The organism is Acinetobacter sp. 18QD2AZ41W (genome assembly GCF_009829025.1).
Lineage (GTDB): Bacteria > Pseudomonadota > Gammaproteobacteria > Pseudomonadales > Moraxellaceae > Acinetobacter > Acinetobacter pseudolwoffii.
In genome coordinates this window covers 260386-274723 of record NZ_WURP01000001.1, presented here as the reverse complement: position 1 = coordinate 274723, position 14338 = coordinate 260386, and the positions used below count along the sequence as shown (strand labels likewise).

General features: G+C 44.1%; 10 protein-coding genes. 5 read left to right on the top strand and 5 right to left on the bottom strand.

Annotated features, from left to right (window positions below; genetic code table 11):
• Positions 1-413: 413 nt before the first annotated feature.
• The gene (locus GVV58_RS01215) at positions 414-2141 is read left to right on the top strand and encodes a glutamine--tRNA ligase/YqeY domain fusion protein (RefSeq protein WP_005171137.1); all 1728 of its coding nucleotides are present in this window, start codon (positions 414-416) and stop codon (positions 2139-2141) included.
• A 68-nt stretch (positions 2142-2209) separates the two neighbouring features.
• Complete coding sequence (locus tag GVV58_RS01210; RefSeq protein ID WP_005096746.1) at positions 2210-3121, top strand: bestrophin family protein; 912 nt, start codon at positions 2210-2212, stop codon at positions 3119-3121.
• A gap of 82 nt (positions 3122-3203) precedes the next feature.
• Here the strand turns inward: GVV58_RS01210 and GVV58_RS01205 are convergent, their stop codons facing one another.
• The 4 genes from GVV58_RS01205 to putA all read right to left on the bottom strand — a co-directional run bounded on the left by GVV58_RS01205 (position 3204) and on the right by putA (position 9657).
• On the bottom strand, positions 3204-3764 hold the full coding sequence (locus tag GVV58_RS01205; protein WP_034608524.1) for a lecithin retinol acyltransferase family protein: 561 nt from the start codon (positions 3762-3764) through the stop codon (positions 3204-3206).
• Between the two features lie 405 nt (positions 3765-4169).
• Positions 4170-4394, bottom strand: a complete 225-nt coding sequence (locus tag GVV58_RS01200; protein WP_005096749.1) for a hypothetical protein — start codon at positions 4392-4394, stop codon at positions 4170-4172.
• A gap of 243 nt (positions 4395-4637) precedes the next feature.
• Complete coding sequence (trmA, locus tag GVV58_RS01195; protein ID WP_159515805.1) at positions 4638-5720, bottom strand: tRNA (uridine(54)-C5)-methyltransferase TrmA; 1083 nt, start codon at positions 5718-5720, stop codon at positions 4638-4640.
• 184 nt (positions 5721-5904) lie between these two features.
• A complete protein-coding gene (gene putA, locus GVV58_RS01190; protein WP_159515804.1) occupies positions 5905-9657 on the bottom strand; it encodes a trifunctional transcriptional regulator/proline dehydrogenase/L-glutamate gamma-semialdehyde dehydrogenase in 3753 nt (1250 codons plus the stop codon).
• A 119-nt stretch (positions 9658-9776) separates the two neighbouring features.
• On the opposite strand from putA, the gene GVV58_RS01185 reads away from it, so the two are divergent.
• Positions 9777-10271, top strand: a complete 495-nt coding sequence (locus GVV58_RS01185) for an Lrp/AsnC ligand binding domain-containing protein (protein WP_159515803.1) — start codon at positions 9777-9779, stop codon at positions 10269-10271.
• Positions 10272-10348: 77 nt separating this feature from the next.
• Here the strand turns inward: GVV58_RS01185 and putP are convergent, their stop codons facing one another.
• Positions 10349-11857 (bottom strand): sodium/proline symporter PutP, encoded by a 1509-nt coding sequence (gene putP / locus GVV58_RS01180; protein WP_159515802.1) that lies wholly within the window; start codon positions 11855-11857, stop codon positions 10349-10351.
• Positions 11858-12276: 419 nt separating this feature from the next.
• Between putP and GVV58_RS01175 the strand changes: the two genes are divergently transcribed.
• The gene (locus tag GVV58_RS01175; protein WP_171304268.1) at positions 12277-13719 is read left to right on the top strand and encodes an aspartate ammonia-lyase; all 1443 of its coding nucleotides are present in this window, start codon (positions 12277-12279) and stop codon (positions 13717-13719) included.
• A 130-nt stretch (positions 13720-13849) separates the two neighbouring features.
• Positions 13850-14215 (top strand): hypothetical protein, encoded by a 366-nt coding sequence (locus GVV58_RS01170; protein WP_171502615.1) that lies wholly within the window; start codon positions 13850-13852, stop codon positions 14213-14215.
• Positions 14216-14338 lie beyond the last annotated feature (123 nt).

Below are 14338 nucleotides of genomic sequence, written 5' to 3'. Positions count from 1 at the left end.
TCCTAATCATGGACGAGTGCCATGGTTTTTTCTGAATGAGTGAAGCATAAGCAAACTACAATCGACTAGGCAAGTAAAAACATTATTTTCTTTGTTAAAAGCATAAAAATAGTACCTTATTTATACGTTGATTTATCAAGGCATTTCAGATATTGCCCTATCAGGCACCCTATTTTGAATTGGCGTAAATTAATGATTTTACTGCTTGTACAGGCACTGATATTTTAGTTTCAGGCAACTCGCCGTATTTTCATTTTTTAAAATGGGTGAATTGAAATCAAATACCATAGTTAGCGGTTGAGAGATTATTCACCTCTAGTTAAACTAAGGAACTTTGATAATGAATATGCGTACAACCTGTGCGATTAAATATTCGTTAATCCCTTTTTAACTTTAGAAGTGAATGATTGATCATGAAGCCAAATGATGTTGTGACATCTCTGCCCGAGAACCCGACCCAAAAGAACAATGCAGTCGATTCAGTGCAGCAGCAAGAACAACAACCGGGCTTGGACTTTGTACGTCAGGTCATTACGGATGATTTAGCCGCTGGTCGTACCCAACAGATCGTCACGCGTTTTCCGCCTGAGCCAAATGGCTACTTACATATTGGCCATGTGAAAGCAATTTGCTTGAACTTTGGGATTGCTGAAGAATTCCAGGGGGTGTGTAATCTTCGTTTTGATGATACCAATCCGGATGCTGAAGAACAGGAATATGTTGATGGTATTGCCAATGATGTGAAATGGTTGGGCTTCCAGTGGGAGGGCGAGCCGCGCTATGCATCGAGCTATTTTGATCAACTTTATACATGGGCGGTTCAGCTGATTGAACAGGGTGATGCCTATGTGGATTTACAAAGCCCCGAAGACATCCGTTTAAACCGCGGTAATTTTGTCGAGCCGGGTAAGAACTCGCCACAACGTGATGCAACTGTTGCAGAGAATCTGGAACGTTTTGAGAAGATGCGTAGCGGCGAATATGCTGAAGGTCAGGCTGTTTTACGCGCTAAAATCGATATGACCTCACCGAACGTACATATGCGTGATCCGATCTTGTATCGTATTTTGCATTCAGCGCACCATCAGACGGGCGATACATGGAAAATTTATCCAATGTACGACTATGCGCATCCATTGTCTGATGCGATTGAAGGCATTACCCACTCGCTTTGTACATTAGAGTTCCAGGATCACCGTCCGTTCTATGACTGGGTGGTGGCAAAGGTTAAATCACCATCTGTGCCACGTCAGTACGAATCTAGCCGTTTGAATGTGGATTACACTATCACCTCGAAACGTAAATTACGTAAACTGGTTGAAGGTGCTCATGTGAATGGTTGGGACGATCCACGTATGCCAACTGTAGTCGGTATGCGTCGCCGTGGTTTTACACCTGAAGGTCTGCGTGATTTCTGCCAGCGTGTCGGTGTATCGAAAGTGGATGGTAGTATTGTCGATGTCGCGATGCTGGAATATTGCATCCGCCAGTCTCTGGAAAATACCGCAGCGCGTGGTATGGCCGTGTTAAATCCACTGAAAGTGACCTTAAGCAACTTGCCAGCCGATATGGATCTGACCCATTCACGTCATCCGAACGTGGACATGGGCGAACGCGTGATTCCTTTAACCACTGAGCTGTTTATTGACCGTAAAGACTTTGAGGAAGAACCACCAAAAGGCTTTAAACGTCTGATTCCAGGTGGTGAAGTACGTTTACGTCATGCCTATGTGATCAAATGTGATGAAGTCATTAAAGATGAAAATGGTGAAGTGGTTGAGCTGAAATGTTCGATTGATCCTGAAACTTTGGGTAAGAACCCTGAAGGCCGCAAGGTGAAAGGCGTGGTTCACTGGGTATCTGCGACTAAAGGTGTGCCTGCCGAAGTCCGTATTTATGAACGTCTGTTCACTGAGTCGGATCCTGAAGTGGGTGATGACTTCCTGGCCAACCTGAACCCTGAATCATTAAAGGTGGTTCAAGCCGTGATTGAGCCGGCATTGGCGCAAGCTCAACCGGAAGATCGCTTCCAGTTTGAGCGTGAAGGTTACTTCGTTGCCGATCAATACGATCATAATAGCAAGAAACCAGTATTTAACCGTATTCTTGACTTGAAAGACAGTTTCAAGCCAGGCAAATAATCAGGTTTAAATCAGATATTAAAAGCCCAACTTCGGTTGGGCTTTTTCAATACAGCAGGGAAAATGCCATGATTGTGCGTGATAAAAACAATAGTATCGGTTTACTGTTTGCCTGGCAGGGCACAATTTTGCCTAAGGTATTGCCGGCTTTAGTCTTGGTGGTCTTTATTTCCGGCCTACTGGTCTATTTGAGTCAGGCACATTTTGTGAATCTTCCTGCCGTACCCGCAATCGGCTTTACCATTTTTGGTGTGATTCTTTCGATCTTTCTCAGCTTTAGAAATACGGCATGTTATGAGCGCTGGTGGGAAGGGCGCAAGCTCTGGGGAGCGCTAATCGCCACCACACGTCATTTATGCCGGGACAGCCATGTGCTGGATGATCAGACCCGCGAGGTCTTGTTATATCGCATGATGCTGTTTAGCCATCTGTTGCGTGACCGGCTCAGACAGCAAGTACAAAGTATTCAGCATTACCAAACAACCACGCATTTTGAAAATATGGCATTCGATCAGTTGCTCGTGCAAATCAATCCTTCACAATGGGTGCTGGAACAGATGCAAAAGGAGTTGGTTCAGCAATATAAGCAGGGCAACATCAGCGATATTATTTATAACAATTTGAATCAGCATACTGTGGCCTTGGGCAATATTCAGGCCGGTTGTGACCGGATACTGTCGACGCCATTGCCATTTTCTTATTCGGTACTGTTACATCGTGCAGTGTATTCGTTCTGTTTTATTTTGCCTTTTAGTTTGCAGGCCAATCTGGGCCTGTGGACGCCGATTCTGGTCGGGTTGATTGCTTATATGCTCTTAGGCCTAGATGAGCTCAGTGCTGAGCTAGAAGAGCCTTTTGGGCTACAGGATAATGATCTGCCACTCGATTCAATGGTACGACTGGTAGAACGGGAAACCTTAAGCTCTTTGGGTAAAGGTTTACCTGAAGCGATTCAGGCCAAAAAAGGTTATTTAACCTGATCTGTTCCTTTTAATATCAAAGTTTAAACCCGAACTCAAAATTTCTTACTAACAAAAAATCATCGGCAGGCTGAGCTTTAAATTAACGATGTTTAAGATTAGTCAGGTCTGACACTTTCGTTTTAGCCTGATCTTGCAATTCACGGTATTGTTGCAAACGCAGATTGGCTTTATCTCTAAGCTTCTTCTTGATGTACAAGGCCAAGGCAAAACTCGTCGTGGTCAGGGTCAGGAACATGCTGTTCATGAAGCTCATCATCGAGCTGATATAACCAATCGTGGTCAGGCGATTCATCATATAGATCACTTGCGGGCTGCTTTCTACGCCAGTAATCGCCCAAGTACACAGATGTTCGCAATTATTGATAATCAGATGATAATTATTTTCATGCATTCTGGAACGCATGCGACGCACAACTTTACGGCCTTTATATTTCGCCGAGTCATAATGTTGCACATGAATCGCTTTGCCATGACTGAATTTTTCAATAGAGGTTATTTCAATGGGGCGTTTCTTAAATAAATGTGCAAAGCCCGAATAATGAATAACACGACCACGTCCAGCGTATATCCCATGATGGGTATAACCGAAATGTTTAACCATAAGATGTGCTCCTATGGGAAACCGTTTAGTCTGTTGCATATCAGAATTAAGCCATTTAAAAAAGCATTGTAGTTTAATAGCAAGTGTACTGCCTTTTGCTAAATTAATCGACGCTTTGCTTGAGTTTAGGCAGACAAGCAATAGGCGTATGCAGCAAGTGACTTGATCACCTGTATGGCAGAATTCAGATGAACATCTGTTCAGCAACACCCATAAATAGCCTAAGCTAACTTTTACATTTCAATAAAATCAGAAAAAGTGAGAGGAAGAAGTGTTCAGATTTATTACCAATTACTCAATAGAAGGCAGAAGGTTGTGTAGTCGGATTTATACAATTGAACTCTCTAAGTTTGGTTCTTCTTCAATGTAATTAAAGCGACAGATATAAAAAAAAGCACCTGATTAGACAAGTGCTTTTTTTGATCAGGCTAGAGCCTTTGCCGATTACTGCAAGGGCAAGTGTTGAAGTTCATTCAGTTCCTTACGACTATAGCCGCGTGATACAAGAACCTTTTTGATTCCGATGATGATCTCTTCATCAGTTGCTTTAGACAAAGCTTCAAGAAGCTGTTCATTTGTCTTGAAAGAGCAATCATTTTCTACACAAGCAATCTGATTCTTGTGTTCATTGTGTTGTTCCACAGAAAACAACTTTTGCCAAAAACTCATAGAGCCTTCATACAACAACCTAACATAGAGTGAAATATAGCCAATTAAATAAATAAAGCAATAGGACCTATGTGATAAAAGCAGCAGTTGGTCTTTAAAATTTCCGATTGAAGCTCAAAGAGCTAACGATATTTTTAGCTGTACAAATGATAATTTGTTATTAAGTTAATGATTTAAGATATAAAAAAAGGAATTTCGAAAAACTCCTTTTTTGTAACAAGAAAATAAATTGAAACAAATTCTTTATATTCTTTCTAACAATACGCCCGTTTCTACATGGTGCGTATATGGAAATTGGTCAAACATGGCGAATTTGCTGATTTTATGGGTTTGAGACAACTGTTTCAGATTGTCATGCAATGTGTCTGGATTGCAAGAAATGTAAATAATGCGTTGGAAGCGCTGTAATAGTTTAAGCGTTTCATCATCAATACCGGCACGCGGTGGATCGACAAAGACTGTATCAAAATCATAAGTCGCAAGATCAATATTGGCTTCTTGCAGGCGGCGGAAAACACGCTCGCCGTTGTAAGCTTGGGTGAACTCTTCTGCAGAAAGACGCGCGACCTGAATATTCCCAATCTGGTTTTGCTCAATATTCCACTCAGCCGCATAGACTGAAGATTTGGCTAACTCGGTTGCCAGAACACGGCGGAACTTGGTCGAGAGTGGCAGGGTAAAGTTACCATTACCACAATATAATTCCAGCAAATCTTGATCAGATTGCTCTGCTGCATCACATGCCCATTCCAGCATGTTTTGGCAGACTTGGGCATTCGGCTGGGTAAAGCTGCTCTCGATCTGTTTGTATTGATAGGTACGATCAAAAACAGAAAGTTCTTCCACCACATATTCATCAGACAGGACAAACTTCTGTCCACGGCTGCGGCCAATTAACTTGATATTTAACTGTTCTGCCAGTGCTTTGGCTGCCGGTTCCCAGCTTTCATCCAATTTACGATGATAAATCAGAGAAACCAGAACCTGACCACTTAAGGTCGCCAGAAAATGTACTTCAAACAGACGTGTCGATAATACTGGATCTGCTTTGAGCGCTTGCAGTAATTTAGGCATCAACTGATTGATACTGAGGTCTGCAACCGGAAATTCATCAATGCGGATGACTTTTTTCTGTTGATCTTCATTGCGCTCGAACATGGCATAGAACATGTCATCCTCAGTATGCCAGATCCGAAATTCAGCACGCATGCGGAAATATTTTTCAGGAGACTGGAATACTTCGAGGGCAGGTGGTTGATATTCGGCAAACTGAGCGCTGATGCGTTCAATTTTGGCATCGAGTTGTTGCTGATAAGATGAAGTCATATGCAGTAAGAAGTCGCAAATATTTTAAAGCGCAAATGGTAGCAAATAATTGCTGATCTGCCTAAGCCTATTGTGGCTGAGCGGCTTTAAAAACTGCATAAAAAAGACCAAACCCTCTGAGGAGAAAAATTTGGCCGTAAAGAGGAAATCATGAACAGAAAAATGACAAGATGATTCGATTAATTTAGAGATGACTCATCGTCATCAAACTGGCATTGCCACCGGCTGCTGCCGTATTGATGCTAATGGCCCGTTCAAGCACCAATCGCTCCACCGGAATGTCATGATTGCCTGAGTTTAAATGCGTGATTCCTACAATGGGGCCTTTTCGAGCCGCAATACGCTTCTGTAAATCAATCAATTCCGCAGCATCACCATGATGTAATACAGCATCAAATTCCCCACTTTCAATGTCTTGAATCACTTTGAATCGGGCAGCAACTGCTTTTGGCATTGTTTGTAGATATTTCAGCACAAAAGTATTTTCAGCCAATACTGCAGGGCGACTGCCGACCGATAAAATCGCCAAAATTTGCTGAATCTGGTCTTGCTCGGTGTGCGCCAAAGATAGAACACTTTCACGTGGCAAGATCATGTACTGGTTTTCTTCGCCGGTTGGACCTTGCAAACTAAAGCTTTGTCCGGTCGCAATCTGGCTGGGTGCTTTTAAGGAGATTGTGGGTAAAGTTTTAGAGGCCCAAGCCTTAAATTCCTGGACTGGTTTGTGTTCAATAGGGGCTTGATCAGATCGCATGGCATAAGGCTGCGCCAGTTTCTTCTCGGAAAGCTGCTGCATTAAACGGTAGATGTAAAGCGGCCCACCAGCTTTAGGGCCAGTACCGGACAAGCCTTCACCACCGAAAGGCTGAACACCCACAACTGCACCGACGATATTACGGTTGATATACAAGTTACCGACTTCTGCTCGCGCAATCACGGTTTGTATGGTTTCATCAATACGTGTGTGTAAGCCCATGGTCAGACCATAGCCTTTGCTGTTGATCTGTTCCAATAACTGTTCCAGTTCACCATATTTATAGCTGATCAGATGCAGCACCGGACCAAAGACTTCACGCTCCAGATCGTTCAGGTTTGGAAGTTCAATCAATGTTGGCGGAATAAAGGTGCCTTGGGTTAATTCAGTCTCATCTTGGTCAAACATCAGTTGATGGACTTTGTGACCTTTGCTGCGCATCTGCTGAATATGCGTCTGAATATTTTGCTGGGCTTCCGCGTCAATCACCGGACCAATATCGGTTTTTAATAAAATCGGATTGCCGACTCTTAACTGCTGCATGGCACCTTTGAGCATCGTGCGCACAGCATCCAGGTTATCTTCTTGCACACAGAGCACACGCAAAGCAGAACAACGCTGGCCGGCACTGTCATAGGCAGAATTAACCACATCAAGCACCACTTGCTCAGTTAATGCAGATGAATCGACAATCATGGCATTTTGACCGCCGGTTTCAGCAATCAGGGTCACAATTTCGCCAAACTGGTTCAGACGTTCCGCTACAGTTTTTTGCAGAATATGGGCGACCTCGGTTGAGCCGGTAAACATGATACCCTGAATGCGTGAATCTGCACTGAGCTGCGCACCAATGCTTTCACCTTGACCCGGCAAGAGCTGTAAGACGTCTTGCGGAATGCCAGCTTCCCATAAAATCTGCACCGCTTGTGCAGCAATCAGCGGGGTCTGTTCTGCCGGTTTGGCAATAACGGTATTGCCCGCGACCAGCGCTGCTGAAATCTGGCCGGTAAAAATTGCCAACGGGAAGTTCCATGGACTGATACACAGCACGGTACCCAAAGGTTGAATCTGTGTATTTTCAGCTAAATCCAACATCTGACCGGCATAGTAGCGCAAGAAATCTACCGCCTCCCGGACCTCGGCAATGGCATTGGCATAGGTTTTGCCAGCTTCACGGGACAGAATCACCATCAGTGTCAGCAAACGCTGTTCCATCAGATCCGCGGCTTTATTCAGGCAGGCTGCTCGCTCATTTTTTGGCAAATTGGCCCAGAAACCTTGTGCATTGACAGCTTGCGTTAAGGCAATTTCAGCCTGTTCCTGAGTCGCTTCATAGACTGTACCGACTACATCCTGATGTTGTGCCGGATTGATGATTTGCACTGCGTTACTTGTGTCGGTCCCTGTAAATGCCGTTCCCATGGCTGCTGCCTGAAATTGTGTGTTTTTCAGGCTGGCAGCGACTTCATTTAAGGCGCTCAGCTCTGCATCATTGGCGAGATCCAGACCCGATGAGTTAATACGTGTGCCATACAGATCTTGCGGATAAGGAATATGCGGATGCTTGGCACCGATCATGACTTCCTGCTGTGCAGCTTTTAAAATCGTTTGTTGTGGATTCTCAATCAAATCTTCGATATTTAGGGTTTTGTCGGCAATCCGGTTGACAAAAGACGTATTTGCGCCATTTTCCAGCAAACGACGCACCAGATAAGCCAATAAGGTTTCATGATTGCCGACTGGCGCATAAATACGACAAGGTACACCGAGCTTATTCGCTGACTTGTCGCCCACCACATTTTCATACAAGGGTTCGCCCATGCCATGCAGACACTGGAATTCATATTGACCCGCATAATACTGCTCAGGTTGCGCCAGTTGGTAAATCGTGGCCACGGTTTGTGCATTATGCGTGGCAAATTGCGGATAGATATAATCCGGTTCAGCCAATAATTTACGCGCACAGGCGATATAAGACAGATCGGTATGCACCTTACGAGTGAATACCGGATAGTCCGACATGCCTTCAATCTGTGCTTTCTTGATCTCGCTGTCCCAATAGGCACCTTTGACCAGACGAATCATCAGGCGTTTCTGACTACGTTTGGCCAGATCAACAATATAATCTACCACATAGAAACAGCGTTTTTGATAGGCTTGAATCACAAAGCCAATGCCTTTCCAGTCTTGTAATTGCGGCTCAAAACACAGGCGTTCAAGCAGTTGCAAGGAAATTTCCAGACGATCAGTTTCTTCGGCATCAATGTTTAAACCGATATTGTACTGTTTCGCCAAGACCGCGAGTTTAAGCATTTTTCCATACAGTTCATCATGTACCCGATCGACCTGCGCGCGCTGATAACGCGGATGCAGGGCAGAGAGTTTGATGGAAATGCCCGGGCCATCATAAACGTCTTTATCCTGCGAGGCTTGCCCGATGGCATGAATCGCTTGCTGATAATCCTGATAATAGCGTTCCGCATCCGGATCGGTCAGTGCTGCTTCACCAAGCATGTCATAGGAATAACGAAAGCCTTTTTCTTCCAGACGTTCTGCATTTTTCAGCGCCTCATCAATGGTTTCACCCGTCACAAACTGTTCGCCCATCATGCGCATGGCAACATCGACGGCTTTGCGAATAATCCCACGACCACTGCGCGCCAAAATGCCGGTTAACAGACTGGACAGGCTTTTTTGCTGTGGGGTTTCCATCAGTTTGCCGGTCAGCATCAAGCCCCAGGCTGCAGCATTGACAAACATCAGCTGGCTTTGGCCGAGATGTTCTTTCCAGTTGCCCTGATTGATCTTGTCGCGGATCAACAGGTCACGCGTGGCTTTGTCCGGAATCCGCAATAAGGCTTCTGCCAGACACATCAGGGCAATGCCTTCTTGGGAAGATAAAGAAAATTCCTGCAATAATCCCTGTACGATGCCGGCCTTGCCGCCTGAGCTTTTACGTTCACGCAGTGAATGTGCCAGATCAAAGGCGAGTGCCTGAATCTTGTCGCTGAGTTCGGAGGAAATTTCACTATGCGCCAATAGCTCTTCGACGCATTCGGTCTCTGCACGACGCCATGCAGTATTGATGCGTTGTTCGTATTTATTTTTGTCTTCAAATTCAGTGACGTAATTTGGCTGCTTCATGGCATCTGAACCATAGGTTGGGCTTAGTGTGGTCGGCATAGTGACATCCTGTACTGCTGCAATCAGATCTAGCGGGGCTAACGAGTTTTAATCTATAATCACAGAATATTTGACGAATATCTCACTATAGTTTTTATATTTTTTAGAGAATAATTCTAATGCAGCGTCCTTCTTTGAGCCTAGACCGTATAGATATCCGTATCCTGAGTTTATTACAATCCGATGCCAAATTATCCAATATTAAACTGGCTGAACTGGTGAATTTGTCACCGACCGCGGCACTTGCGCGGGTGCAGAAACTGACCAAGGAAGGTTATATTCTGGGTTATGAAGCCCGCCTGAATCCAGGCCTGCTCAATAACGCCTTTGTGGTTTTTGTAGAGATTTTACTTGATAAAACTACGCCGAATGTTTTAGAAGAATTTTCCCATGCAGTACGACAAATTCCGGAAATTATCGAATGCCATATGATCAGTGGCGGTTTCGATTTTGTGGTAAAAATCCGCTGTGCCAATATGGATGAGTTTCGCAAAATTTCCGGTCAGATCTTGTGGCAATTGCCTGGAATCAAGGAGACGCGCAGTTATCCGGTGATGGAGGTGATTAAAGAAAGTCAGCAGATCCATCTAAAAATACCGGGAAAATCTAAATAATTTGTAGCGTATTAACGACTAATCTAAAAAACACAAAAGGGACTCGAAAGTCCCTTTTATTGTATTGAATATCCAGACTATTTTTTCATTTCAGCCATTTCTTTTTGATATTCAGCTTTGGCCATTTCAAAACGATGTACCACATCATCACTCGGTGCCTTATCCAGTAAGCTGACAATCACGATACTCAGGGTAGCCAGAATAAAACCGGGAATAATCTCGTACAGGCCGGTATCACCCATATAGTTTTTCCAGACGATTACCGTCACCGCACCGACCAGCATGCCGACAATCGCGCCGTTGAGGGTCATACGCTTCCAGAACAGAGACAAGATAATCAAGGGGCCAAATGCTGCACCAAAGCCTGCCCAGGCATAAGCCACCAGACCTAAAACCTTGCTGTTCGGATTAATCGCCAAGGCAATCGCAATTAACGCAATTACTAAAACCATAGCACGACCGACCCAGATCAGTTCTTTTTGCGAGGCATTTTTGCGCAGGAAGCTCTTGTATAAATCTTCAGTCAGGGTGGTTGAACAGACCAGAAGCTGACAGCTCAAGGTGCTCATAATCGCCGCCAAGATAGCTGCAAGTACGATGCCAGCGATCCATGGATTAAACAGGATTTTAGTCAATTCCATAAACACGGTTTCAGGGTTCTGGTTCACCACCGAGGCGAATGTTGGATTAACGGTGAAATAGGCAATCCCGATATAACCAGCTGCCACTGCGCCGCCTAGACACAGAATCATCCAGGTCATGCCAATACGGCGTGCAGCAGGAATGGTCTTCACTGAATCTGCTGCCATGAAGCGCACTAAAATATGTGGTTGACCAAAATAACCCAAACCCCAGGCCAGACTGGAAATAATCGCCACCAGGCTTAAGCCTTCAAGCATACTGGACGCATGTGGACGGGCAGATTCAAGGATGACACTCACTTGCTGGCTATTGTCACCCAAGGCCAGGAAGGTAATGATCGGGGTCAGCAACAGTGCGAAGATCATCAAACCGGCCTGAAAAGTATCCGTCCAGCTGATTGCCAGAAAACCACCAATACACACATATAAAATTGTCGCCATCGCACCGATGATAAGCGCTGTGGTGTAATTCCAGCCGAACAGGCTTTCAAACAGGCGTGCACCTGCGACCATGCCCGAGGCACAATAAATTGCAAAGAACACCAGAATCACCAAGGCAGACAAGACCCGTAAAATGCGTTTGCGGTCGGAAAAACGGCTGGTGAAATAATCTGGCAGGGTCAGGGCGTTATTCTGGTATTCGGTATGCGCCCGTAGACGACCTGCCACCAGTAACCAGTTTAGCCACGCTCCGATAATCAGGCCGATGGCAATCCAGGCTTCTGACAGGCCAGACAGGTAAATTGCGCCCGGAAGACCCATCAGCAGCCAGCCACTCATATCTGATGCACCTGCGGAAAGAGCTGTAACGACACTGCCCAGACTACGTCCACCTAAAATATATTCATCAAAATTGGAGGTTGAACGGTAAGCATATAAACCGATTGCAATCATGGCCATAATATAAAACATGAAGGTAATCAGGGTCGGATTTAAATAAGTCATAGGCAGGGCATCCTGTAAATATGGAAACCATCGTTCCAGATGATTTTTTGTACGGAGATCACAAGGCAGTGATTCAAGCACGGTTTAAAAATTACACTCTGTAACATTTACACGGCTTTTATGTATGTTTATTGTAAATACCAATTTAACTAGATGGAACTTAAGGAAAGTTAAGCCACTTAACAGCGAGAGATAAAGTATTGGATTGAGGAAAAACAAGCTAATTCAGGATAAGCGATTAAAAGATTTAAATTTTAGCTTTTTATTTACATGATCTTACAAAACTCACAGCTTTACTGTATTGGTAATAAATCGTAGCAAATTTAGGTTAAAGTCCTCCTATTCGCTCTGTATTTGTTTGCTCATATTGAGACCACACCAAATACGGTGCATCGCCAAGGTATTTTTTAGTGGACAATATGCTGCAAATCGAACCGACCCGCATTGAACGTGACTTATTGGGGGAAAAACAGATCCCGTTGCATAGCTATTATGGGATTCACACTTTACGTGCCATCGAAAATTTCCAGATTTCAGGATTGGCGATAGGGCAACAATCACATTTTATTTGTGCATTGGCCCAGGTCAAAAAAGCTTCGGCACAGACCAACCTGCATTTTCAAAAAATATCCGAGCAAACCAGTACTGCGATTCAAAAAGCATGTAATGAATTGATTCAGCATCCTGAAAACTGGCAAGCAGCCTTTCCACTTGATCCTTATCAGGGCGGTGCTGGTACGTCAATTAATATGAATGCCAATGAAGTCATTGCCAATATCGCCTTAGAGCTCTTGGGGCATCATAAAGGTGAGTATCACATCCTGCATCCGAATGATCATGTGAATACTTCGCAATCGACTAATGATGTCTATCCAACTGCTTTGCGTTTGGCAACTTATAGCAGCCTGAATGAATTATTGGCAGTGTTAAAAGCACTGATTGACTGTTTATATATGAAGGCAGCCGAATTTCAGTATGTGATCAAGATGGGACGTACCCAGTTGCAAGATGCAGTCCCGATGACCATGGAGCAGGAATTCCGGGCTTTTGCGACTTTATTAAAGGAAGATTTAAAACTGATTGAGCAGATGCGCCAGTTATTGCTGGAAGTGAATTTAGGTGCAACGGCGATCGGGACTGGGGTAAACACACCGCCAGGTTATGCGACGCGAGTCGTCGAAACTTTGGCGCACCTGACGGGGCTGCCTTTAAAAGGTGCAGAAGATTATGTGGAGGCCACCAGTGATTGTGGTGTCTTTATTATCTTGTCGAGCAGTTTAAAACGCCTGGCAGTGAAACTGTCCAAAATCTGTAATGACTTGCGCTTGCTTAGCTCGGGACCACGTACAGGTCTGGCTGAAATTCGCTTACCGGAATTGCAAGCAGGCTCATCAATTATGCCGGCAAAAATCAATCCTGTGATTCCGGAAGTGGTCAATCAGATTGCCTTCCGGGTCATCGGTAATGATTTGACCATTACTATGGCAGCGGAAGCTGGGCAGTTACAACTGAATGTGATGGAACCTGTGATTGCCCTGACCATGAATGAGTCGATTCAATTGTTGACTCAAGGCATGCAAACCCTGAATCAGAAATGTATTGCTGGCATTCAGGCCAATGAAGAAATCTGTTTAAGTTCGGTCATGCGCAGTGTCGGGATTGTGACCTTACTTGAGCCGATTCTGGGGCATGCCAAATGTGATGAAATTGGTAAACAATGTATGCGTGAAAATAAAACCGTGCCGCAAGTGGTATTGGAACTCGGTTTATTAAGCGAAACACAATTAGAAGAAATCTTTGCATTTGAAAATCTGGTGTCTGAAATACCTGTAGCAGAGAGTCAGCTCGAACAGGTTTCTTGATAGCATAAATTGTCTTGAAACAGCTCAACTCAACTGATTGTTGTGATTTTGACAATTTGCCTCAAGTTCGATATGTGGATTTGAGGCATTTTCATCTAGACTAGGGTCTGAACTTTATTTGGCTGGGTAAATGGCGATGTTTGATAAAATCAGTGCATTATTTAAAACTAATAAACCGACTGCTGTACAGTTATATTTAGACGAGCAGAATATCCAGTATACAGAAGATACAGGGTATATCGTGGATGGTATTGATTTAAATCAGGAACTGGCCGCACGCTTAGAATATTTGTCCAATCGCCGTTTAAAACAGTTTGATGATTTAAAAGCGTTATACGACACCGCGATGCTGATCAATGAAAAGATTGATCTGGAAATTGCCCATCAGCGTTTTAATGTGACTTTGGGAAATACCGAAGAAAACCTGCTGCAATTTAAAATGATCCTCAAGAAGTTAAATGATTATTATCGTAACTTTCTGCGAGAGAAAAAATAAGTGTTAAAAGTGGCTTGAAATCGAAGCGTATGGATGTGGCAAGACTGCATAAAAATAACAAAATATCCTGAGATCATCGTGCTAGTATAAGCCTCAGGTTATTTAGACTTTAAAGCTATATCC